20 protein-coding genes and 1 riboswitch are annotated in these 21,982 nt (G+C 38.5%); of the genes, 4 read left to right on the top strand and 16 right to left on the bottom strand.

The window, feature by feature from the left end; translation table 11 throughout:
• Positions 1-2: 2 nt before the first annotated feature.
• Both QM847_RS04465 and pflB read right to left on the bottom strand, forming a co-directional pair.
• Positions 3-2,105: an ATP-dependent Clp protease ATP-binding subunit gene (locus QM847_RS04465; RefSeq protein WP_414354127.1), complete on the bottom strand. Its 2,103-nt coding sequence runs from the start codon at positions 2,103-2,105 to the stop codon at positions 3-5.
• A gap of 406 nt (positions 2,106-2,511) precedes the next feature.
• Positions 2,512-4,827 carry a formate C-acetyltransferase gene (gene pflB / locus QM847_RS04470; RefSeq protein ID WP_414354128.1) on the bottom strand — a complete coding sequence of 772 codons (2,316 nt, stop codon included), beginning with the start codon at positions 4,825-4,827 and terminating at the stop codon, positions 2,512-2,514.
• A 232-nt stretch (positions 4,828-5,059) separates the two neighbouring features.
• On the opposite strand from pflB, the gene dinB reads away from it, so the two are divergent.
• Positions 5,060-6,121, top strand: a complete 1,062-nt coding sequence (gene dinB, locus QM847_RS04475) for a DNA polymerase IV (RefSeq protein ID WP_414354130.1) — start codon at positions 5,060-5,062, stop codon at positions 6,119-6,121.
• A gap of 34 nt (positions 6,122-6,155) precedes the next feature.
• On the opposite strand, the gene QM847_RS04480 is transcribed toward dinB, so the two are convergent.
• Positions 6,156-7,001 carry an undecaprenyl-diphosphate phosphatase gene (locus QM847_RS04480; protein ID WP_269797201.1) on the bottom strand — a complete coding sequence of 282 codons (846 nt, stop codon included), beginning with the start codon at positions 6,999-7,001 and terminating at the stop codon, positions 6,156-6,158.
• A 248-nt stretch (positions 7,002-7,249) separates the two neighbouring features.
• Here QM847_RS04480 and QM847_RS04485 point away from each other — a divergent pair, with 248 nt between their 5' ends.
• Complete coding sequence (locus QM847_RS04485; RefSeq protein WP_414354132.1) at positions 7,250-8,815, top strand: ABC transporter substrate-binding protein/permease; 1,566 nt, start codon at positions 7,250-7,252, stop codon at positions 8,813-8,815.
• Positions 8,815-9,555, top strand: a complete 741-nt coding sequence (locus tag QM847_RS04490; RefSeq protein WP_414354134.1) for an amino acid ABC transporter ATP-binding protein — start codon at positions 8,815-8,817, stop codon at positions 9,553-9,555. The genes QM847_RS04485 and QM847_RS04490 overlap by 1 nt, the downstream gene beginning before the upstream one ends.
• 86 nt (positions 9,556-9,641) lie before the next feature.
• Here QM847_RS04490 and QM847_RS04495 read toward each other — a convergent pair whose 3' ends face one another.
• From QM847_RS04495 to QM847_RS04555, 13 genes are all read right to left on the bottom strand, one after another.
• The gene (locus tag QM847_RS04495) at positions 9,642-9,857 is read right to left on the bottom strand and encodes a hypothetical protein (RefSeq protein ID WP_002893653.1); all 216 of its coding nucleotides are present in this window, start codon (positions 9,855-9,857) and stop codon (positions 9,642-9,644) included.
• 105 nt (positions 9,858-9,962) lie between these two features.
• Positions 9,963-10,859: an SPFH domain-containing protein gene (locus QM847_RS04500; protein ID WP_269797203.1), complete on the bottom strand. Its 897-nt coding sequence runs from the start codon at positions 10,857-10,859 to the stop codon at positions 9,963-9,965.
• An 82-nt stretch (positions 10,860-10,941) separates the two neighbouring features.
• Positions 10,942-12,192, bottom strand: coding sequence for a threonine ammonia-lyase IlvA (ilvA, locus tag QM847_RS04505; RefSeq protein WP_269797204.1), 1,251 nt, complete (start codon positions 12,190-12,192; stop codon positions 10,942-10,944).
• A 74-nt stretch (positions 12,193-12,266) separates the two neighbouring features.
• Complete coding sequence (gene ilvC, locus QM847_RS04510; RefSeq protein ID WP_075566465.1) at positions 12,267-13,289, bottom strand: ketol-acid reductoisomerase; 1,023 nt, start codon at positions 13,287-13,289, stop codon at positions 12,267-12,269.
• A gap of 49 nt (positions 13,290-13,338) precedes the next feature.
• Positions 13,339-13,815 (bottom strand): acetolactate synthase small subunit, encoded by a 477-nt coding sequence (gene ilvN, locus QM847_RS04515; RefSeq protein ID WP_075566463.1) that lies wholly within the window; start codon positions 13,813-13,815, stop codon positions 13,339-13,341.
• Positions 13,808-15,508: an acetolactate synthase large subunit gene (locus QM847_RS04520; RefSeq protein ID WP_414354136.1), complete on the bottom strand. Its 1,701-nt coding sequence runs from the start codon at positions 15,506-15,508 to the stop codon at positions 13,808-13,810. Before QM847_RS04520 ends, ilvN begins: the two co-directional genes overlap by 8 nt.
• Positions 15,509-15,712: 204 nt before the next feature.
• Positions 15,713-16,402: a 50S ribosomal protein L1 gene (rplA, locus tag QM847_RS04525; RefSeq protein WP_001085672.1), complete on the bottom strand. Its 690-nt coding sequence runs from the start codon at positions 16,400-16,402 to the stop codon at positions 15,713-15,715.
• A gap of 96 nt (positions 16,403-16,498) precedes the next feature.
• Positions 16,499-16,924, bottom strand: coding sequence for a 50S ribosomal protein L11 (rplK, locus tag QM847_RS04530; protein WP_001085804.1), 426 nt, complete (start codon positions 16,922-16,924; stop codon positions 16,499-16,501).
• 233 nt (positions 16,925-17,157) lie between these two features.
• Entirely contained in the window at positions 17,158-17,643 is a 486-nt protein-coding gene (locus QM847_RS04535; protein WP_414354360.1) for a GNAT family N-acetyltransferase, read from the bottom strand.
• Complete coding sequence (locus tag QM847_RS04540) at positions 17,618-18,037, bottom strand: ParB N-terminal domain-containing protein (RefSeq protein ID WP_269797206.1); 420 nt, start codon at positions 18,035-18,037, stop codon at positions 17,618-17,620. Before QM847_RS04540 ends, QM847_RS04535 begins: the two co-directional genes overlap by 26 nt.
• Before the next feature lie 27 nt (positions 18,038-18,064).
• The gene (locus QM847_RS04545; protein WP_006150305.1) at positions 18,065-18,715 is read right to left on the bottom strand and encodes a phosphatase PAP2 family protein; all 651 of its coding nucleotides are present in this window, start codon (positions 18,713-18,715) and stop codon (positions 18,065-18,067) included.
• Positions 18,705-19,268: an ECF transporter S component gene (locus tag QM847_RS04550; RefSeq protein WP_006150358.1), complete on the bottom strand. Its 564-nt coding sequence runs from the start codon at positions 19,266-19,268 to the stop codon at positions 18,705-18,707. Before QM847_RS04550 ends, QM847_RS04545 begins: the two co-directional genes overlap by 11 nt.
• 149 nt (positions 19,269-19,417) lie before the next feature.
• A riboswitch (FMN riboswitch) is annotated at positions 19,418-19,652 on the bottom strand.
• 54 nt (positions 19,653-19,706) lie between these two features.
• A complete protein-coding gene (locus tag QM847_RS04555; protein WP_414354138.1) occupies positions 19,707-20,210 on the bottom strand; it encodes a tRNA (cytidine(34)-2'-O)-methyltransferase in 504 nt (167 codons plus the stop codon).
• 419 nt (positions 20,211-20,629) lie between these two features.
• On the opposite strand from QM847_RS04555, the gene trkA reads away from it, so the two are divergent.
• Complete coding sequence (gene trkA, locus QM847_RS04560; RefSeq protein ID WP_414354140.1) at positions 20,630-21,979, top strand: Trk system potassium transporter TrkA; 1,350 nt, start codon at positions 20,630-20,632, stop codon at positions 21,977-21,979.
• Positions 21,980-21,982 lie beyond the last annotated feature (3 nt).

Here is a 21,982-nt window from a genome sequence, read left to right on the forward strand (position 1 = left end):
ATTTAGGCTTTTTCACGAATGACCAAAACACCATCTTCCATGTCAGCTTCTAGGTGTTTAGCATCAAGATTATCCAAGTGGAAATCTGTCACTTTATCTCGGATTTGTTGTTCAACCACACGACGGAGTGGACGAACACCCATAACCTCATCGTAGCCTTCCTCAGTCATGTATTCTTTGGCAGCATCGCTCACTGTCAAGTCGATATCTTTCTTCGCAAGAGTTTTGTTCACTTCTGCTAACATCAAGTCAACAATCTTAGAAAGGTCTTCCTTGCTCAAGTGTGAGAATTCGATGACAGCATTGAAACGGTTGAGGAATTCTGGACGGAAGTATGGTTTCAATCGATCCATGAGTTCTGGTTTATCAGCATCTTCTGTCAAGTTAGCTTCGTAACCAAAGCCTGCGTTTGAAGTTGCGATAATCACCGTATTCTTGAAGTTTACAGTGTTACCTTGACCATCTGTCAAACGACCATCATCCAAAACTTGGAGGAGAAGGGTGATAACTTGAGGGTCAGCCTTTTCAATTTCGTCGAGAAGGACGATTGAGTATGGGTTACGGCGAACACGTTCTGTTAAAGTATTGCTATTGTCATCATAACCAACATAACCAGCTGTTGTACCAATCAATTTAGATACGGCTGTACGGTCGCTATATTCTGACATGTCCAAACGGATAATGGCATCTTTAGTACCGAACATATCAAGAGCCAATTGTTTAGCCAACTCAGTTTTACCAACACCAGTAGGTCCTACAAAGAGGAAGCTACCGATTGGACGGTTACCTTCATCAAAACCAGCACGGTTACGACGGATAGCTTTTGCTACTGCTTCAACAGCCTTGTCTTGGCCAATAACTTTCGTTTGCAAACGGTGACCCATATCTTTCAATCGTTCGATGTCCGTAGCTCCCATTTGAGATACTGGAATACCAGTCATCCGTTCGACAGACTCAGCTACATCATTTACAGTAGCTGTAACCTTGTGATCTTCTGTATGATTAGCAATTTGCTTTTCAAGCTCTTCAATACGGACTTTTGCATTTAGAGCTGCTTCGTAATCTTCTTTAGCCGCAGCTTCTTCTTGTTTAGTTTTTTCCGCTTGAATTTCGTGCTCAACTGCATGTACATCTGTCACTGGATGTTGTGCTGCCAAGTGAGCAGCTGTCACATCCACAAGGTCAATAGCCTTATCCGGCAAGCTACGTTGTGGAATATATTGAACAGAGTAATCAACGGCAGCTTTCAAGACTTCATCTGGCAAAATAACATTGTGGTGTTGTTGATAAAGATCTCGAATACCTTGAAGAATCTTGAAAGTATCTTCAGCAGATGGAGCATTAACCTTCACTTCGTTGAAACGACGAGCAAGGGCTGCGTTTTTCAAGATGGTATTACGGTATTCATCTTGAGTAGTTGCACCAATCACTGTCAATTCACCACGTGAAAGAGCTGGTTTCAAGATATCAGCAAGACCTTTAGACCCTTGACCATCACCTGTGCTACCAGCACCAAGGATTTGGTGAATTTCGTCGAAGAAGAGGATAATATTTCCAGCTTCTTTGACTTCGTTTACCAAGTTTTGAATATTTTCTTCAAAGCTACCACGGTATTGAGTACCAGCTTCAAGTCCAGAAATATCAATCGAGATAATCTCTTTATTCTTGATAGCTGCAGGAACGTCACCGTTTACGATAGCTTGGGCCAATCCTTCTACTACTGCAGTTTTACCAACACCAGCATCACCGACGAGAACTGGATTATTCTTTGTGCGACGAGAAAGAATTTCAGAAGTTTCTTGAATCTCCTTATTACGTCCAATAACCGGATCTAACTTACCTTCACGTGCTTCTGCTGTTAAGTTACGTCCAAGTTTTGCAAGAATCCCATCTTGTTTCATACCTTTACCTTGAACGTATTGAGCTTGTTCACTTCCTTCGCTTGGAAGTTGACCGGTTTGACGGTAAATAACGAATTCTTCAGGTGTTACTTCACGGCCATTAATCAAGTAACGACGATTTTCTGAACTGTATCCACGCATACCACCCATCAATTGGTTAAATAAATCATCCATGTTGTTAAAGTTATTAAAGTTGTTATTCATATTTCATACCTCGTTTGTTTTCAAATTTACTTAGTCAAAACAATTTGACTTTCTCTGACCTTTGTTTCAAAAAATTTAGACTAGCTATTTGCTACTCTACGTATAATTTCAGGTTTTTCTTTATCCAATACAGGTTTTGCGATTGGACTTCTAAAAATACTAATGTTAACCATAGGTTGTACCTCTTTTCTAGGTTTTACCCATACTTTGATCTTAAGATAGCATATACAATCATCTTAAAATCAAGGTTTTCTAAGGACTTTCCTTATCCTTATGTTCATAGTTTATCACTTTAGTCAGTAATAGTCAATAGATTTGACCAATTTTGACTAATTTTTTTCAAATATTTTTTTATAGCAAAAAAACCAGTCAAAGTGACTGGTTTTTGATTTATTATTTATGAATCTTAGCTCAATGCATCATCCATAGAAAGAACTTCGTGGAAGACACGTTGTGTCAATTCAGTTTTTTGTTCTGGAGTAAGGTACTTAGTATTTACACAGTATCCTGAGATACGTACGATTACGTCTTCACCTGACATAATCTTTTCGTAAACATCGTTCAAGTCCATAACGTTCAAGTTAACGTGTTGTCCACCGTTTTCAAAGTAACCATCAAGGATTGTTACCAAGTTTTCTACTTGCTCATCATGAGTCTTACCAAGAGCACGTGGTGATACTTGTGTAGTCAATGAGATACCATCAGCTGCGTAACCAAAGTCAAGGCTAGCAAGTGAGTTCAAGTTTTGCAACCATCCACCTTTAGCTTTGTTAGATGGGTTAGCACCTGGTGAGAAGAATTCAAGTTTAGACAAGTTCACAGAACCATCTTCGTTGAGGAATACACCTTTGTGGACTGGTGAGTTACCAGTTTGTTTAGAGTAAGCAACGTTAGATGTGATTGTAAGAAGTGAAACTGTAGCTTCAGCGTCTTTGTATAGTTTGTGGCTACGTAGACGAGTTGTATAAGCTTCGATCAACCATTCTGCCAATTCGTTTGAACGTGGGTCATCTTCACCCCAACGTGGGTATTCACCGATTGTTTCGTAATCGTAGATGTAACCATTTTCATCACGGATTGGTTTAACTGTAGCGTACTTGATAGCTGACAATGTGTCAACAGTGTTTGCGAATCCACAGATACCGAATCCCATGTTAGCACGTTGTTTAGTTGGCAAGAAGGCCATTTGAACAGCTTCGTAGTTGTACTTGTCAGTCATGTAGTGGATGATGTTCAAAGCATCTACGTAAGTGTCAGTCAACCAGTCAAGAGATTTTTCAAAGTTAGCTTTAACTGATTCGAATTCAAGAACATCGTCAAGAATAGGATCAATGTCAAATACTTTGTAGTCTTTATGTACATCGTCATATCCACCGTTCAATCCAGTAAGAAGAGCTTTAAGAACGTTAACACGAGCACCGAAGTACTGGATATTGTGACGTTGTTCTTCGTTTTCAGGGTCAAGTGGAGATACACAACATGAGATACAGCTCATTTCACCGTATCCATCTTTAGCCATTGTTGTTACACCTTCGTATTGGATAGAAGAGTGCTTGTGGCTCATGTGCATACAGTAGCGACGGAAGCTATATGGCAATTGGTCAGTCCAAAGAACTGTCAAGTTTGGCTCTGGAGAGTTACCGATATTGTCCAAAGTGTTCAAGAAACGGTAGTCCATCTTAGTAACACGGTGACGACCGTCGTTACCCATACCAGCCATAGAAGTTGTGATGAAGGTTGGGTCACCTGAGTACAATTGGTCATAAGCTTTTGTACGACCGAATTTAACTGTACGAAGCTTCATAACGAAATCGTCAACAAATTCTTGGATTTCTGATTCAGTAAATGTACCACGAGCAAGGTCACGTTCAGCAAAGATATCCAAGACGATTGGCACACGACCTAGAGATGTAGCTGCACCGTTGATAACACGGCAGACAGCCATGAAGGCAATGTTTACCCATTGGATAGCTTCTTTAACGTTCATCGCTGGTTTACGAACGTCAACTCCGTAAAGGTCACCTAAACGAACAACTTCTTGTAATGCTTTGTATTGAAGGTTGATTTCTTCACGAAGACGGATTGTTTCTTCATCGATTTCTTTGATAGCATTCCAATCATTCAATTTTTCTTGCATCAAGAAGTCAGCTCCATAAAGAGCAAGACGTGCGTACACACCAATGATACGTCCACGTGAGTATGAGTCTGGAAGACCAGTTACAGTGTGGGCGTGACGAGCACGAAGAATGTTAGAAGTATATGCACGGAAGATACCATCGTTTACTGTTGTAACGTATTTAGTGAAAATTTCGTGAACAGCTGGATCTGGCTCATAACCGTTTTCTCTCAAAGTAGTTTCAGCCATACGGATACCACCTTTTGGCATGAAGTTCAATTTGAAGAGTTCATCATTTTGGATACCGAAGATCAATTCGTTTTCTTTGTCGATAAATCCAGCTGGAATATCAGCAATAGAAGTTGGACGAGTATCCATTGGGAAACGAGTTTCTTCGTAGTGTGCTTTAGTTTCTTCTACGATTTTTTTGATGTGAAGTGAACGTTCTGTTGGTCCAGCAAGGAAACTTTCATCTCCATCATATGGTGTGTAGTTTGCTTGAACGAAACGAGACACACTTACTTTTTCTTTCCAATCAACACCTTTGAAGCCTTCCCAAGCTTTTTCAAAAATGTCTTGTGCTTCAACGACAGTCTTAACTACCATGATATATCCTCTTTTTCTAGTAACAAGAATCTGTTACATTTATATGCTAAGTATACCACACGGTAATCGTTTTCAACAAGAGAAAAGTACTACTTTTTAAAGTTTCTTTACTAATACAGCACCTATTATTATATAAACTGTATTATATTTTTGAAAAGAAAACCACTCTTTTACATTTTTTCAGAAAAAGAGGTATAATGAATGAAGAAAAATGCTTACTATAGGAGTTGTCATGCTTATTTTCCCACTTTTAAATGACACATCTCGAAAGATTATCCACATAGATATGGATGCTTTTTTTGCTGCAGTTGAAATAAGAGATAATCCAAGATTAAAAGGAAAACCAGTTATCATCGGTAGTGATCCAAGAAAAACAGGTGGACGCGGGGTCGTTGCAACCTGTAGTTACGAAGCAAGAGCTTTTGGTATCCATTCAGCCATGAGTTCAAAAGAAGCTTACCAACGTTGCCCTCAAGCTATCTTTATTCCTGGAAATTATGAAAAATATCTTAAAGTAGGGCAGCAAATTCGAGAAATCTTTCTACGCTATACTGATTTAATTGAACCTATGAGCATTGACGAAGCCTATCTTGACGTAACAGAAAATAAATTAGGAATCCGCTCTGCTGTCAAAATAGCTCGTCTAATCCAAAACGATATCTGGCAAGAACTTCATCTCACTGCTTCTGCCGGCGTTTCTTATAACAAATTTTTAGCTAAAATGGCTAGTGATTTTCAAAAACCACAGGGTTTAACTGTCATTCTTCCTGATCATGCAGAAGATTTCCTCAAACAAATGGATGTTGCCAAGTTTCACGGTGTTGGTCGAAAAACAGTTGAAAAACTTCATAGTATGAATGTTTTTACAGGAGCTGACCTCCAAAAAATTCCTGAAACTACTCTTATTGATCACTTTGGCAGATTAGGCTTTGATCTTTATCGAAAGGCACGTGGTATCCACAATTCAGCTGTCAAACCCAATCGAATTCGCAAATCCATTGGTAAAGAAAAAACTTATGGAAAATTACTTCGTTTGGAGGAAGATATAAAAAAAGAGCTAACTCTTCTATCTAATAAAGTAGCTCTCAATCTTCAAAAACATAAAAAATCTGGTAAAATTATAATTCTTAAAATCAGATATGCTGATTTCTCCACTATTACAAAAAGAAGAACCCTTAAAGAAGTAACACAAAACACAGACGACATCGCACAGACTGCTATCCAACTTTATGAATCTCTTGTTGAAAAAGACAAGGCTATCCGATTGTTAGGTGTAACAGTAACTGGATTTTAAAACCTTGAAGGATTACTCCTTCAAGGTTTTCTTCTTATATAAATAGACGTACAAAACTATAAAGTAATAAAACACTACCTAGGAAGATACGGTATTTCCCAAACATAGTGAAATCATGCTTTTTGACGTAACTTGTCAAGAAACGAATAGCTACCATACTAACCACAAAGGCCACAGCCATAGCAACTAGGAGTAAGAAAAATTGACCAAAGCTCAATACTTCTCCTGCCTTGATGAATTTAAAAATCTTCAAAGCACTGGCTCCAAACATCACTGGAATACCCAAATAGAAAGTAAACTCAGTTACCACTGAACGACTAGTTCCATTTAACAAACCACCAATGATTGTGGCACCAGAACGACTAGTTCCTGGTAAAAGGGACAAAACTTGGAAAAATCCAATATAGAGGGCTGTTTTATAAGGTAATTTATCTAAATCAGTAACTGTTGGCTCAATTGCTTGCACTTTGTTACGTTTTTCAAGAAAGATAAAGGCTATCCCATAAACAATCAACATAATGGCTACTGAAACCTTGTTATGGAAATAGGTATCAAACCAATCATCAAACTTAAAGACTAAGAGAAGAGGAAGAGTCGCCACAAAAACTTTGGACCATAACTGCCAAGTTCTACGAACTTCGGCTTTTTCTTTACCTGGTTTGAAAGGATTAAGTTTATTAAAGTAGATAACCACAACTGCAAAGATGGCACCAAGTTGAATGACTACGTTAAACAAAGACTTAAAAGCTTCAGTTTGGTCTTTATATTTGACGAATTCTTCCGCTAAAATCAAGTGACCAGTACTTGAAATCGGCAACCATTCCGTAATTCCTTCAACAATACCAAAAAAGATTGATTTTAAAATTTCAAAAAAATACATAGATTACTCCTTTTTTCTGCTCTCTATTATAGCATAATTTTGAGTTCTGTGTTAGGTTTTTTAGTAGGCTCTACACTACCGCTACCTCCAGAGAACTCTTCTGCGGGATCCCAACTTCTTCATTGTTAAATCCCTCTCAATTTGTTTACATTCTATCATTTTATATATCAAGGCTTGCTTGTATTGAAAATCTCGCCATTTTTAGATACAATAGAGGGAGTCACTTTTAGACAATAATAGGAGAAAAAATGAAGAAACTAGTCTTATCAATTATTGCAGGTCTTGCTCTCATGCTAGGTCTGACAAATGTTGTCCAAGCAGATGAGTATTTACGGATCGGAATGGAAGCTGCATACGCTCCCTTCAACTGGACACAAGACGATGACAGCAATGGAGCTGTCAAGATTGACGGAACTAACCAATATGCTAATGGTTACGACGTGCAAATTGCTAAAAAAATAGCCAAAGATTTAGGGAAAGAACCACTGGTTGTGAAAACAAAATGGGAAGGTCTTGTCCCAGCCCTAACTTCTGGAAAAATCGATATGATTATCGCGGGTATGAGTCCAACCGCTGAACGTAAACAAGAAATTGCTTTCTCAAGTAGTTACTACACAAGTGAACCTGTTCTCTTGGTGAAGAAAGACTCAAGCTACGCTAATGCTACAAGTTTAGCTGATTTTGAAGGTGCTAAAATCACTTCTCAACAGGGCGTTTATCTTTATGATTTAATTTCACAAATTCCAGGTGCTAAGAAAGAAACGGCCATGGGAGATTTCGCTCAAATGCGTCAAGCACTTGAGGCTGGTGTCATCGATGCCTACGTTTCTGAACGTCCTGAAGCTTTAACTGCAGAAGCTGCGAACTCTAAGTTCAAAATGGTTCAGTTAGAAAAAGGTTTTGAAACTGGAGAAGAAGACACAGCTATCGCAATCGGTCTTCGCAAAGATGACGAACGTATTGGCCAAATCAATGCTAGCATCGAAACCATTTCTAAGGATGAACAAGTTGCACTAATGGATCGAATGATTAAGGAGCAACCTGTTCAAGCTACAACTACTGAAGAAAACAGCAGCAGTTTCTTTGCTCAAGTTGCAAAAATTCTATCTGAGAACTGGCAACAACTCTTACGAGGAGCCGGCATCACTCTCTTAATTTCAATCATCGGTACTATTGTCGGTCTAATCATCGGACTTGGTATTGGTGTGTTCCGTACTGCCCCACTATCAGAAACAAAATCTGTAGCATTCTTCCAGAAAGTACTTGGCTGGTTGCTAAACGTCTACATTGAAATTTTCCGTGGTACTCCAATGATCGTTCAATCTATGGTTATTTACTATGGAACAGCCCAAGCATTCGGAATTAACTTGGATCGTACCCTTGCTGCTATCTTTATCGTATCTATCAACACTGGTGCCTACATGACAGAAATCGTTCGTGGTGGTATCCTGGCAGTTGATAAGGGACAATTTGAAGCTGCGACAGCTCTTGGTATGACCCACAATCAAACCATGCGCAAGGTAGTTCTACCTCAAGTCGTTCGAAATATTTTACCTGCAACTGGTAATGAGTTTGTTATTAACATCAAGGATACTTCCGTACTGAATGTTATCTCTGTTGTGGAACTTTACTTCTCAGGAAACACAGTAGCAACTCAAACATACCAATACTTCCAGACATTTACAATCATTGCAGTAATTTACTTTGTCCTCACCTTCACAGTAACTCGTATCTTGCGCTTTATCGAACGTCGCATGGATATGGATACCTATACTACAGGTGCTAACCAAATGCAAACGGAGGATTTGAAATAATGAAGCAGCCAATCCTTGAAATCAAACACCTTAAAAAGTCCTATGGACAAAACGAGGTCCTAAAAGATATTTCCCTTACTATTCACAAAGGTGAGGTTATTTCTATCATCGGAAGTTCGGGTAGTGGAAAATCAACATTCCTACGTTCGATTAACTTACTTGAAACCCCGACTGAGGGAGAAATCCTCTATCACGGTGAAAATGTACTTGAAAAAGGCTATAACCTTACTCATTATCGAGAAAAACTAGGTATGGTTTTCCAATCCTTTAACCTCTTTGAAAATCTAAACGTGCTAGAAAATACAATCGTTGCCCAAACAACTGTTCTTAAACGTGAACACGCAGATGCTGAAAGGATCGCCAAAGAAAATCTTGAAAAAGTTGGTATGGGAGAGCGCTACTGGCAAGCTAAACCTAAACAACTTTCTGGTGGTCAAAAGCAACGCGTAGCTATTGCTCGTGCACTTTCTATGAATCCTGATGCCATCCTTTTTGATGAACCGACATCTGCTCTTGACCCTGAAATGGTTGGAGAAGTTCTTAAAATCATGCAAGATTTAGCTCAAGAAGGCTTGACCATGATCGTTGTAACTCACGAAATGGAGTTCGCACGCGACGTTTCAAATCGTGTCATCTTTATGGATAAGGGTGTTATTGCTGAAGAAGGAAAGCCTGAAGATCTCTTTACGAATCCTAAAGAAGAGCGAACAAGAGAGTTTCTACAACGCTATCTTGGATAAGAAAAAGCTGCAAGGAAGCAGCTTTTTTTATTATCCATAGAAATGAAAAGGCAGACTCTTTTTATGAATCCGCCTGTATCCAAAGACTAATCTTCAAATTTTTCATGGTTTTTATCATAGAAATCAATTAATCCAAGGGCAGTTTCAAAGGAAATATTTTTCACTTTCGCACGTCCTTGAGCTAAAGCAATGATAGACATCTCACGCGCATTCGTTTCCTTAGAGATACGATACCCTGTAATTTTCTTATCACGAACCCAGCTGACAACTGATTCTACTTTTTCGAAGTTAGATTTAGCCATATTTCTTCTCCTATTTTATTCTTTACAATTTTTTATTGTAAACGTTTTAATAGTGTTTGTCAATGAAAAGGCCTTCATCAATAAAATAAAAGGTTAAAATCCTAATTATTTCGCTTTTAAAGCTGATAATATATGGGTTCTTATATCTTCAACTCCATTAGGATTTGCTGGCAAGAATATTGTATTATTGCCTTGTTTGTCGGCGAAATTATTCAATGTGTCTAAGTACTGGTTGGTTAATAGGATTGACATGATTTGTTCTTCTGTTAATTCTACGTTTGCTCCTTTTAGCTCAATAATAGAATCAGCAAGTCCATCAACAATTGCTTTACGCTGTTCTGCAATTCCTACACCATGTAGGCGATCTTTTTCTGCCTCTGCTTCAGCCGCTGTAACAATCTTAATTTTATCTGCTTCAGCCAATTCTTGGGCTGCTACTCTCTTACGTTGAGCAGCGTTAATTTCGTTCATAGACTGCTTAACTTCTGCATCCGGCTCTACTTTGGTAATGAGCGTCTTAACGATAATATACCCATACGTTGACATTTCTTCAGCTACTTGTTTTTGAACTTCTAATGCAATTTCATCTTTTTTCTCAAACAATTCATCCAAAGTTAACTTTGGAACAGATGAGCGTAATGCATCTTCAATATATGATTTAATCTGAGCTTCAGGTCTCATTAATTTATAGTAAGCATCTGTAACATTTAGTTCATTTACACGGTATTGAGTTGCGACATTCATGGTCACAAAAACGTTATCTTGGGTCTTTGTTTCAACCACGATCTCACTCTGTAAAAGGCGAAGCTGCACACGAGCAGCAATTTTGTCAATGCCAAATGGAGCTCGTAGGTGAATACCACTATTACTTAACTTCTGATATTTACCAAATCGCTCGATAATGGCAACAGACTGTTGACGAACGACATAAACAGAGCTTACCAAAATAGCTCCTACAATCAGCATTAGAATAATTAGAACAAGTATTACTTGTAAAACCATGGGAATCTCCCCCTTTCTTCACTTACATTATAGCACTCGTAAATAGGTTAGGCAAATATTATGATAAAAATTTAATAGTATATTAGACAAGCATATTATATAGGGTCTCATTACCATTTAAATTAATATAAGCTGGATCAAATTTTTCCATACGACGAATCAAGCTGGCATAATCATGCTTATCTGACAAGGCAATACCGATTAAAACCGGCCCTGTACCCTTGCTAGCTCTCTTGATATATTCAAAACGAGTAATATCATCGTTAGGACCTAAGATATCATTAACAAATTCTCTAAGAGCTCCTGGACGTTGTGGGAAATTGACGACAAAGTAGTGTTTAATTCCATCGTAAATCAAAGCACGCTCTTCCATCTCGGGCATCCGGTTGATATCATTATTCCCACCCGAAATAATACAACAAATGGTCTTACCCTTGATGTAGTCGGATAAAACTTCCAAGGCAGCAATGCTAGTAGCTCCTGCCGGCTCTGCTACAATTCCTTGTTTAGAGTAAAGGTCAATTAAGGTCTCAGAAATCAATCCTTCATCAACACCAATAAGGGTTTCAACATGTTTACGTGTCACTTCATAGGTCAATTCCCCAACTTTTTGGACTGCAATCCCATCAGCAAATTTATCAATATCTTTTAGCTTAACAGGGCCACCAGCTTCAAAAGCAGCTTTCATAGAACGAGCGCCATTTGCTTCAACACCGATGACATCTATCTCTGGATTTGTTTCCTTTATATAGGTAGAAACTCCAGCAATTAATCCTCCTCCACCAACAGGTACTAGGACAGTATCGAAAACAATAGATTCCTTGTGTGCAACTTCTAAGATTTCATAGGCAACAGTACCTTGACCAGCTTGGACATTAGCATCATCGAAAGGATCAATAAAGGTACGATTTTCTGCTATTGTAAATTCCTGCGCTGCTTTAGCTGAAGCATCAAAGGTATCTCCTACCAATTTAATGGTCACGAAGTCTCCCCCAAAGAATCGAACCTGTCCAATCTTTTGTTGTGGAGTTGTAATTGGCATAAAAATGGTTGCTGGGATTTTCATTTCTTTACAAGTGTAAGCAACACCTTGGGCATGATTTCCCGCTGATGCACAGACCACTCCACGCTCTCGCTCATCTTTACTGAGTTGAGAAATAGCATAGTAGGCCCCACGGATCTTAAAAGAACGCACTCGTTGAGCATTTTCTTTTTTTAGATAAATTTTAGCACCATATTTTTCCGACAGATAATGATCATATTCTAGTGGAGTTTCAACCACCACACCATTCAAAACTTTATGGGCTTTCACCACATCTTTTGCACTTATCATATTTTCTCTTTCTTGAAAGGATCTAAAATGTGAAAGCGAGCTCGGTCCCCCCAACTCGCCTTCTTCTTTACATATTAGTTATAGATTTTAAAGGCATCATCGTCATTTTTTCCAACGAATGGCATTGCTTTACGCAATTCAACACCGACTTTTTCAATCTCAAGGTCAGCTGCTTGTTCACGGTAGGCAGTCAATTTTGGACGACCAGCTTTATAGTCGTTCACGAAATCATTTGCAAATTTACCATTTTGGATATCAGCAAGAACAGCCTTCATATTTTCTTTGACTTGGTCAGTGATCACACGTGGACCTGAAACGTAGTCACCATACTCAGCAGTGTTTGAGATAGATTGACGCATTTTCTTGAATCCACCTTCGTAGATTAAATCAACGATGAGTTTCATTTCGTGAAGAACTTCGAAGTAAGCCAATTCAGGGGCGTAACCAGCTTCAGTCAAGACTTCAAATCCTGCTTCCATCAAGGCAGTCAAACCACCACAAAGAACTGCTTGTTCACCAAACAAATCTTCTTCAGTTTCTTCTTTGAAGCTTGTTTCAAGAAGCCCAACGCGCGCTGAACCAACACCCTTAGCCCAATCCATAGCGATATCTTTAGCATTTCCTGTTGCGTCTTGGTATACTGCATAAAGCGCTGGAACACCAAATCCTTCTTCGAAGGTACGACGTACCAAGTGACCTGGCCCTTTAGGAGCACACATGAATACGTCAACACTTTCTGGAGCTTTGATGAATTCAAAGTGGATGTTGAATCCATGAGCAAAACCAAGTGCATTACCAGCTTCCAAGTTTGGAGCTACTTCTTCTGCGTAAAGGTCTGCTTGAATTTCATCTGGAGCCAAGATCATGATGACATCAGCCAATTTAGTTGCCTCTGCTACTGTGTATGTGTCAAATCCATCTTCTTTTGCCTTATCAAATGACTTACCTGGACGTACACCGATAATCACATCGTGACCTGTATCACGCAAGTTTTGAGCGTGAGCATGACCTTGTGAGCCATACCCAATAACTGCGATTTTCTTGCCATCTAGTGCTGCTACTTTTACATCTTTTTCATATTCCATTTGTACTGCCATTGTTTTCTCTCTTTTCTATATTTTCTAATTGTCACTTAGGACTTTATTGTTAATCACGAGTAAATCCAGTTGCACCCGTCCGAGCAATATTTCTAATTCCATATGGTCGAATCACTCGCAACAAGGCTTCACTCTTTTCAGCATTACCAGTCATTTGAATGGTAATAGAGCTTGGCGCCACATCAACTACTGTCGCACGGAAAGGTTGAATAATTGCCAAAATCTCTGCCCGTTTTTCTGCTGGTGCCGAAACCTTTACTAAGATCACTTCACGCTCTAAATGAGGATGGTCTGTAATGTCGCGAACACGAATCACATCAATTTGACGATTGAGTTGTTTAATGATTTGCTCCACTTCATCATGAGAAGCTACATCAATAATAATCGTAATTCTTGAAACATTTGGATCCTCAGTCGCACCGACTGAAATACTCTCAATATTTACCTGACGGCGCGAAAGCACGCCTGTGAAACGGTTGAGTACTCCTGAGCGGTTTTGGAGTCTAGCTGTTAACATTCTACGCATTAAACTTCACCCCCAACATCTCATGATTACTCTTACCAGCAGGAACCATTGGAAGAACGTGTTCCTTGCGGGAAATATCTACCTCTATAAACATCGGTACATCTTCTAGAATAACCTCTAAATCCTTTTCAAGAGTTTCTGGATTATCAAACTTATAGTTTTTTATACCGTATGCTTGAGCCATTAATTGGAAATCAGGAAGTGTATCAAATACAGACTCCGAAGTTCTTCCTTCATAGAAAGATTCTTGCCACTGACGAACCATACCTAATGAGTGGTTATTAAGCATAATAACTTTAATTGGTACTTTATAGATATTTAAAATAGCTAACTCTTGGTTGGTCATCTGGAAACCACCATCTCCCACAAAGAGTACTACTTCCTTATCTGGATTTGCAATCTTTGCTCCAATAGCTGCTGGTACTCCAAATCCCATGGTTCCTAAACCACCTGAAGTTACAAGTTGACGCTCATTTTGATAGGGATAATACTGAGCTGTCCACATTTGGTGTTGCCCAACGTCTGTAACTACGATGGCATCACCTTTGGTCAATTCCCCAACTCGTTCAATAACTGCTTGCGGTTGAACGACACGTTCTTTTTTATCATAAGAACGAACACGGTTTTTATCCTTGGTTACCTTATCAATCCATTTTGTTGTGTCATTGTGAACAATAGGCTCTGCAAGGAGCATTTCTAAAGCTTTCTTTGCATCTCCAACCACTGGTATATCCGCACTAATTATCTTACCAATCTCTGCTGCATCGATATCAATATGGGCAACCTTAGCATTTTTTGCAAAAGTTTTTGGATTACCAGTCAGACGGTCATCAAAACGGCATCCAATACTGATCATGAAATCAGCCTCGGTCATTGCAATATTGGCTGCAAATGAACCATGCATTCCACCCATACCTAAGAACAGCGGGTGACTGGTAGCAATAGTTCCTTGTCCCAAAAGTGTTGTTACAACAGGAATTTGATAGCGTTCTGCAAATTCATTTAATTCTTTAGAAGCTTCAGCATAACTAATACCACCACCAGCAAGTAGAACTGGTTTTTTAGCTCTTGATAAGTGCTTCAATATTTTTTTAATCTGCATCTCATTCGGTTCAAGAGTTGGTTGGTAACTAGGAAGAACGACTTCAGGCGAATAGATAAAATCTGTCTCCAAAGCTGAGACATCTTTTGGAAGGTCAATAACAACTGGTCCTGGACGACCTGTAGTTGCAATATGAATAGCCTCCGCAACAATTCTTGGAATATCTGCAGTTTCACGTACTTGATAGTTATATTTGGTGATTGGCATAGTAATACCAACGATATCTGCTTCTTGGAAGGCATCCTTACCAATACCAGGACGCGCTACCTGACCTGTAAAAACTAAGAGTGGAACGCTATCACTCATAGCATCTGCAATACCTGTAATTGCATTAGTTGCTCCTGGTCCACTTGTGACGACCGCAACACCAAGCTTCCCTGTTGATTTAGCATATCCTTCAGCTTCATGAAGACAGCCTTGTTCATGACGGCCAAGAATATGACGAATACCTTTAAAATTATATATGGCATCATATAGAGGTAAAACTGCCCCGCCTGGATAACCAAAAATTGTATCAACGCCTAAGTCACGAAGTGTTTCTAAAACTAAATCCGATCCTGTCTTAGGAGTTTCTAAAGTGATTTTCTCCATTCTTCCCCTTTCTCTTCTCTTAAAATGACTTGTTTCTATGATACCATTTTTTCAAAAATTTTCAATAGAAAAGAAACAATTTTCTGAATTTTCTATATAGACGATTTTCAATATCAAATTAAATTAGTAAAATTTTATATTATGACGACAAAAAAGGTTGAGGTAAATCTACCTTCAACCTTTTTGTTTTAAATTTTATACTTATTAAAGTGAGTTAACGTCAACCTTGATACCAACACCTTGAGTAGTTGTGATTGTCAAGCTTGTTACGTAAGTTCCTTTAGCAGTAGCTGGTTTAGCTTTTTGGATTGTTTCGTTGAATGCTTTGAAGTTTTCAACCAACTTGTCAGCTTCAAATGAAACTTTACCGATGATAGCTTGTACGATACCTGCACGGTCTGCACGGTAAGTGATTTTACCACCTTTAGACTCTTCAACTGCTTTAGCAACGTCCATTGTTACAGTACCAGTTTTAGGGTTTGGCATCAAGTTACGTGGTCCAAGGACACGTCCAAGACGTCCAACAAGAGCCATCATGTCAGGTGTAGCGATAACTACGTCGAAGTCCAACCAACCGTCGTTGATTTTAGCAACAAGGTCGTCTTCACCAACGAAGTCTGCACCAGCAGCTTTTGCTTCTTCAGCTTTTGCACCACGTGCAAATACAAGAACGCGAGCTGTTTTACCAGTACCGTTTGGCAATACCATTGCTCCACGGATTTGTTGGTCAGCTTTTTTTACGTCAATGTTCAAGTTGTAAGCAACTTCTACAGTTGCATCGAATTTTGCAAAGTTAGTTTCTTTTGCAAGAGCTACAGCTTCTTCTACGCTGTATGCTTTTGTGCTGTCGATTTTCTCAAGAGCAGCACGAAGTTGTTTGCTTTTTTTAGCCATTTTCTATTCTCCTTGTAAGTGGTTCAATCGATTTTCATCTCCCACGTCACTTCTCGAAATGATGAAGTCTTGCGGGTTATCTTGGGATGTTATTGATTAGTCAACAACGTTGAATCCCATAGAACGAGCAGTACCTTCGATCATACGCATTGCAGACTCAAGGTTTGCAGCGTTCAAATCTGGCATCTTAGTTTCTGCAATTTCTTGTACTTGCGCACGAGTAACTGAAGCAACTTTTGTTTTGTTAGGTGTACCTGATCCTTTTTCAACACCTGCAGCTTTTTTCAAAAGAACAGCAGCTGGTGGTGTCTTAGTGATGAAAGTAAATGATTTATCTTCGTATACTGAGATAACAACTGGAATGATCATACCAGCTTGATCAGCTGTACGAGCGTTGAACTCTTTTGTGAATCCCATGATGTTGATACCAGCTTGACCAAGAGCAGGTCCAACCGGTGGAGCTGGTGTAGCTTTACCAGCAGGGATTTGCAATTTTACAAGTTTTTCGACTTTTTTAGCCATTTTTAAATCCTCCTTTGTGGTTTTGGCGGTAATGATAAGATTTTTACCTCCCACAAGTATGTTTTACACATACCCTACTATTATACACTAATCTATCCCAAATGCAAGAGAAAAATTCTATTTTTAGAGAAATTTTATAACTGAATTTGCCTATCATTTCGATTTTAAAAGTGTTGCAAACTATGAATTTAAAAACCGCTCTATTTTTGAGCGATTTTTAAAAATAATTTAGCCTAGTTAGTGTCCAGTTTTAAGAGAAAGCCAACCCCACTTTCAGTCCTTCTACTTTCCACAAATCCAAGAGATTCAAAACATCTTCTAGAGATAGGATTAAAAGTGTAGATTTCTTGAACTTTCAATTCTGTCCATCCCCTTTGACGAGCTAGATCAATCAAAGCCTTCAAAACTTTGCGTCCAAGTCCTTGATGCTGATAAGTTGGATTGCCAATCACAATAGGAAGATTCTCCTGAGATAAGGTGACATCACCAATTGGAAACCACTCCCCCTTTTCTCGAAACTCAATCCAGAACAAATTCCCGTTACTTTCTAAATAGGAATACATGGTATTTAATTTTTCCAAACTATAGGGTATTCTAATGCCGTCTACAAGTTCTACCAAATCCACATCTTGATACCAGCCCAAAGCTGCATCATGATGATCTGCTAAAAAATAGGGAACTAGACGTAAGGAATCATCTATCTGAATGATTTTTGTCATCATTTTCTACTCCTAATACTAGCTCCGCTGCTTGATTAAAACCATCACACCAGTTATACCATTTTGCTTCATACTCATCTTGAGGTAAGATACGATTTTTTAGATCTAAAATAGAGTAAATCTTTCTTTCCTCACAAGCTTGCGCATAAAGATGATAGATTTCATCACCACCATCTTTATCAAACTCAGCAGAAATCGTATCCTGACCTAGCAACAATGCCTGATAAGCTCTGTGATGCCCGTCTGTAATTAGCAAACGATTTCCAAATGCAAGAACACTGATTGGATTAATACTTGGCTTTTCTACCGACTGATAAAGCATCTGAATATCTTGCAACTTCTTCTCTGATAAGTAAAGTTGACTCGGATGAAGATCCTTTATGTTGACTTCCATTTCTTTCTCCTCAAGAGAATTTGATACCTACTTCTGCTTACCTGTAAATCTCCACTGAAAGCGCAGCTTGTCGTAAAAAGGAAACTCAATAAACAAGATTCCTAGACCTAGACTCAGGCTTGCCAGAACATCTGATGGATAATGGACACCAAGATAAACTCTAGAGACAAGAACACTAACTAGGTAAAGTCCTAATAGTCCTTGCAAAGCTAGCTTTGTAGTAGTGTTTTTCACTCTCTGACCTAGGATAATGATCAAGGAACCGATGAGTAAAGTCACCGCCAGTGAATGCCCACTTGGGAAAGAAAAACCCTTTTCCTCCACTAAATGTAAAATATCTGGTCGTGGACGTTGATACAGGTGTTTTAAGGACACAATTAAAATACCGGCCAGACCAAGATTTCCAGCTACCAATAGGCTCTCAGTTTTCCACTTTTTCAGGTAAAAGATAGCAATCAAAATAATAGCCCAACTAATGACAATAGGTAAATCAATCAGACGTGTAATTCCACGAAAAATCAAAGTTAAGGTCTCGGGTAAATCACCTCGAATAGCTGTTTGAACCGAGGAGTCCAATGTTACCAGTTGCTCTGGATAAAACTTAACGACATAACCCAGAATTACAAATAGTAAAAGGGCAAAAGAGCCCTTTGTTAAATATGTTTGTTTATCTTTCATAACGTTTTAAAGTTACCTTTAAGAAGACATAAATCAACCAAAATGCTAGTGCAAAGATAACACCTTCAATTAAGTTAAAAGGTAAAACCATTGTCAACAGATAGTTGCTTAGTCCTAGAATTTTCTCAATATCAAAATTAGCAAATTTAGAATATAAGGGAACTGCATACACATAGTTAAGAACTAGCATAGCCAAGGTCAAACCAATCGTACCAGCTAGGGAAGCTAAAGCGAAACGAATTGGTGTTCGATCTTTTTTCCATATCAAACCAAATGCAAGAACAAAAACTCCTAAAGCCACAATATTCATCGGCAAACCGATATAGGTGCTGACTCCTTGATTATTTAAAATCAACTTAAGCAAGGAACGAAGTAAAATTATCACAAAAGCTGCGGGTAAATCAAGCACAATCAAACCTACTAAAACTGGTAATATGCTGAACTCAACTCTTAAAAAGGACGCCGCAGGCAAGAGTGGAAAGTCAAAGTACATCAACACAAATGAAAGTGCTGATAAAATTGCAATGGTCGAAAGTCGACGTGTGTTTGTCATAACAGGTTCCTCCAATTTTCTATAAAATCAGAAGAAGTTGGAAAGTCCCACCCTATCTAACCACTCAACTATATCAAAAATAATCTATTAGTATCAAAGAACACCAAAAGAACTTTCTATACACTTAAGTAGAATAGATAAAATTATTCTTTCGTCTTCTCCCATCCAGACTATACTGTCGGTTGTGGAATCTCACCACATCAGCTTGCGCTCGCGGACTTCTTTTAGAGTATGGAAATGGAGATTTTTCTTTTAGACTAGGCGACAAGCTATAGGCATAACTTTTGGTTAGGCAAAGCTTGGCAACAAAGTATAAAAGGAAAAGAACATTTCCGACTAAAAGTCACCGCCGGTCGGGAATCTCACCCAGCCCTGAAGACCCTTTTATCATAACAAAAAATGCTTGCAAGTGCAAGCGTTAAGTATTCGCTTTCATGATTATTTCAATTTGTCAGTCTCATAGGTATGAACCAAATCCAAACCGGCAAAATTCTGTTGACGCAAAGCTTCGTAGACAATCATGCAGACAGTGTTGGAAACATTGAGACTACGAACATGTTCGTCGTTCATTGGTATTCGAAGTGCCTTTTCTGGATGTTCTCGCATGAATTCCTCGGGCAAGCCTTTATCTTCCCTCCCAAAAAGGAAATAATGATCCCCTTCCGTTGTAAAATCAGCGTCCGAATAAACCTTTTCTGCAAACTTGGAAATCAAGTAAAGCTGCCCATCGATTTTCTTTACAAAATCAGACAAACTATCATAAAAATAGATTTCAAGCTTATCCCAATAATCCAGACCCGCACGCTTCATTTTGCGATCATCGATAGGAAAACCCATGGGCTTGATAATATGAAGAGGACTATTTGTTGCTGCACAGGTACGCGCAATATTTCCTGTATTTTGTGGAATCTGTGGTTCAAATAATACAATGTGGTTTGTCATAATTTGCTTCCTTTTATCATTGCAAAAAAATAGCCACACTGCCCGGAGTCAAGCTCAGCAAACAGCGTGGTTAAGGCATCGTTAACTTACCTCACAACAGGTTTGAAGTAAATCAGCGAAACTACTTTCTTAGTATATCACTTTCAGATTGATTGTCAATAGAAACGTCTTGAATTTTTCACTTTTTTCACAAACATATTTGCATAGTCAGTAAACACTCTAACAATTATTAAAATCGTTATATCTCAGAATACCATATCTTGAAAAACAATGAAAATTTATAGGAAATAAAGATTTTTATGATTTGACTTTTAAGATTAGGAAATGTCTCGGAATAGATAAAAATAGCGGTTCTTAAGTGCATTTTTTTATAAAAAAGAGTATGATAGAAACATATTGAAAAAGTAGGTTAAATAACTATGAAAATTATCCTTGTCGGAGGGGGAAAAGTTGGTTCTGCCCTCTGTAGCTCTTTAGTAGCAGACGATCATGATGTCGTCTTAATTGAGCAAAATGAAACAGTCCTTAATTACATGACAAGACGTTTTGATATTATTGGACTTGCAGGAAACGGAGCTGACTTTGCTATTCTAGAAGCGGCTAATGTCCAAGATTGTGATATTTTTATTGCCATGACCCAGTACGACGAAGTCAATATGGTTGCAGCTGTTCTTGCTAAAAAAATGGGGGCAAAAGAAACAATTGTCCGTGTACGTAATCCTGAATATTCCAATCCTTATTTTAAAGAAAAGAATATTCTTGGATTCTCCTTGATTGTTAATCCTGAATTACTGGCAGCTCGTGCTATTGCCAATATCATAGACTTCCCTAATGCTCTTTCAGTCGAACGATTTGCTGGCGGCTTGGTCAGTCTAATGGAATTTATTGTCCGAAAAGATAGTAATATCTGCCAAATGTCTATGGCTGATTTACGTAAAAAATTTGGCAATGTCATTATTTGTGCTATTGAACGTGATCACAAACTCATGATCCCTAGTGGTAACATGATTCTCGAAGATAAGGATCGAATCTTTGTTACAGGGGATCGGATTGACATGATGCTCTTCCATAACTACATCAAATCTAGAGTTGTTAAAAGCTTACTAATCGTAGGTGCTGGAAAAATTGCTTACTATCTCTTGAAAATCTTGAAAGACAGTCGTATCGAAACAAAAGTTATCGAAGTCAATCCTGAAAGAGCAGCCTTTTTTAGTGAAAATTTCCCTAAACTATACATCGTTCAAGGAGACGGAACTACCAAGGATGTTCTCTTAGAAGAAAGCGCTCAACACTATGATGCTGTCGCTACTCTAACTGGGGTCGATGAGGAGAATATCATTACCTCAATGTTCTTAGATAGTATTGGAGTTCAAAAAAACATCACTAAAGTTAATAGAACTAGTCTTTTAGAAATTATTAATACCCCAGATTTTTCAAGTATCATCACGCCGAAGACGATTGCTGTTGATACAATCATGCACTTTATCCACGGGCGAGCCAATGCCCAATATTCTGACCTTCAAGCTATCCACCACCTCGCTAACGGTCAGGTAGAAACTATACAACTTCTTATCAAAGAAGAAAATAAAATGACAGGCAAGCCTTTATCAAATCTCAAATTTAAGAAAGATATCTTGATTGCTGCTATTATCCGAAATGGAAAAACCATCTTCCCAACGGGAGAAGACACTCTTGAAGTGGGAGATAAATTGGTTGTCATTACCTTACTATCAAACATCACTAAGATCTACGATCTGTTAGAGAGGTAAGCC

Source organism: Streptococcus timonensis (genome assembly GCF_047463455.1).
Taxonomy (GTDB): domain Bacteria; phylum Bacillota; class Bacilli; order Lactobacillales; family Streptococcaceae; genus Streptococcus; species Streptococcus timonensis_B.

Coding starts and splice junctions, on each gene's coding strand:
- QM847_RS04465 (WP_414354127.1), bottom strand. CDS start 2,105: ATGAATAACAACTTTAATAACTTTAACAACATGGATGATTTATTTAAC.
- pflB (WP_414354128.1), bottom strand. CDS start 4,827: ATGGTAGTTAAGACTGTCGTTGAAGCACAAGACATTTTTGAAAAAGCT.
- dinB (WP_414354130.1), top strand. CDS start 5,060: ATGCTTATTTTCCCACTTTTAAATGACACATCTCGAAAGATTATCCAC.
- QM847_RS04480 (WP_269797201.1), bottom strand. CDS start 7,001: ATGTATTTTTTTGAAATTTTAAAATCAATCTTTTTTGGTATTGTTGAA.
- QM847_RS04485 (WP_414354132.1), top strand. CDS start 7,250: ATGAAGAAACTAGTCTTATCAATTATTGCAGGTCTTGCTCTCATGCTA.
- QM847_RS04490 (WP_414354134.1), top strand. CDS start 8,815: ATGAAGCAGCCAATCCTTGAAATCAAACACCTTAAAAAGTCCTATGGA.
- QM847_RS04495 (WP_002893653.1), bottom strand. CDS start 9,857: ATGGCTAAATCTAACTTCGAAAAAGTAGAATCAGTTGTCAGCTGGGTT.
- QM847_RS04500 (WP_269797203.1), bottom strand. CDS start 10,859: ATGGTTTTACAAGTAATACTTGTTCTAATTATTCTAATGCTGATTGTA.
- ilvA (WP_269797204.1), bottom strand. CDS start 12,192: ATGATAAGTGCAAAAGATGTGGTGAAAGCCCATAAAGTTTTGAATGGT.
- ilvC (WP_075566465.1), bottom strand. CDS start 13,289: ATGGCAGTACAAATGGAATATGAAAAAGATGTAAAAGTAGCAGCACTA.
- ilvN (WP_075566463.1), bottom strand. CDS start 13,815: ATGCGTAGAATGTTAACAGCTAGACTCCAAAACCGCTCAGGAGTACTC.
- QM847_RS04520 (WP_414354136.1), bottom strand. CDS start 15,508: ATGGAGAAAATCACTTTAGAAACTCCTAAGACAGGATCGGATTTAGTT.
- rplA (WP_001085672.1), bottom strand. CDS start 16,402: ATGGCTAAAAAAAGCAAACAACTTCGTGCTGCTCTTGAGAAAATCGAC.
- rplK (WP_001085804.1), bottom strand. CDS start 16,924: ATGGCTAAAAAAGTCGAAAAACTTGTAAAATTGCAAATCCCTGCTGGT.
- QM847_RS04535 (WP_414354360.1), bottom strand. CDS start 17,643: ATGACAAAAATCATTCAGATAGATGATTCCTTACGTCTAGTTCCCTAT.
- QM847_RS04540 (WP_269797206.1), bottom strand. CDS start 18,037: ATGGAAGTCAACATAAAGGATCTTCATCCGAGTCAACTTTACTTATCA.
- QM847_RS04545 (WP_006150305.1), bottom strand. CDS start 18,715: ATGAAAGATAAACAAACATATTTAACAAAGGGCTCTTTTGCCCTTTTA.
- QM847_RS04550 (WP_006150358.1), bottom strand. CDS start 19,268: ATGACAAACACACGTCGACTTTCGACCATTGCAATTTTATCAGCACTT.
- QM847_RS04555 (WP_414354138.1), bottom strand. CDS start 20,210: ATGACAAACCACATTGTATTATTTGAACCACAGATTCCACAAAATACA.
- trkA (WP_414354140.1), top strand. CDS start 20,630: ATGAAAATTATCCTTGTCGGAGGGGGAAAAGTTGGTTCTGCCCTCTGT.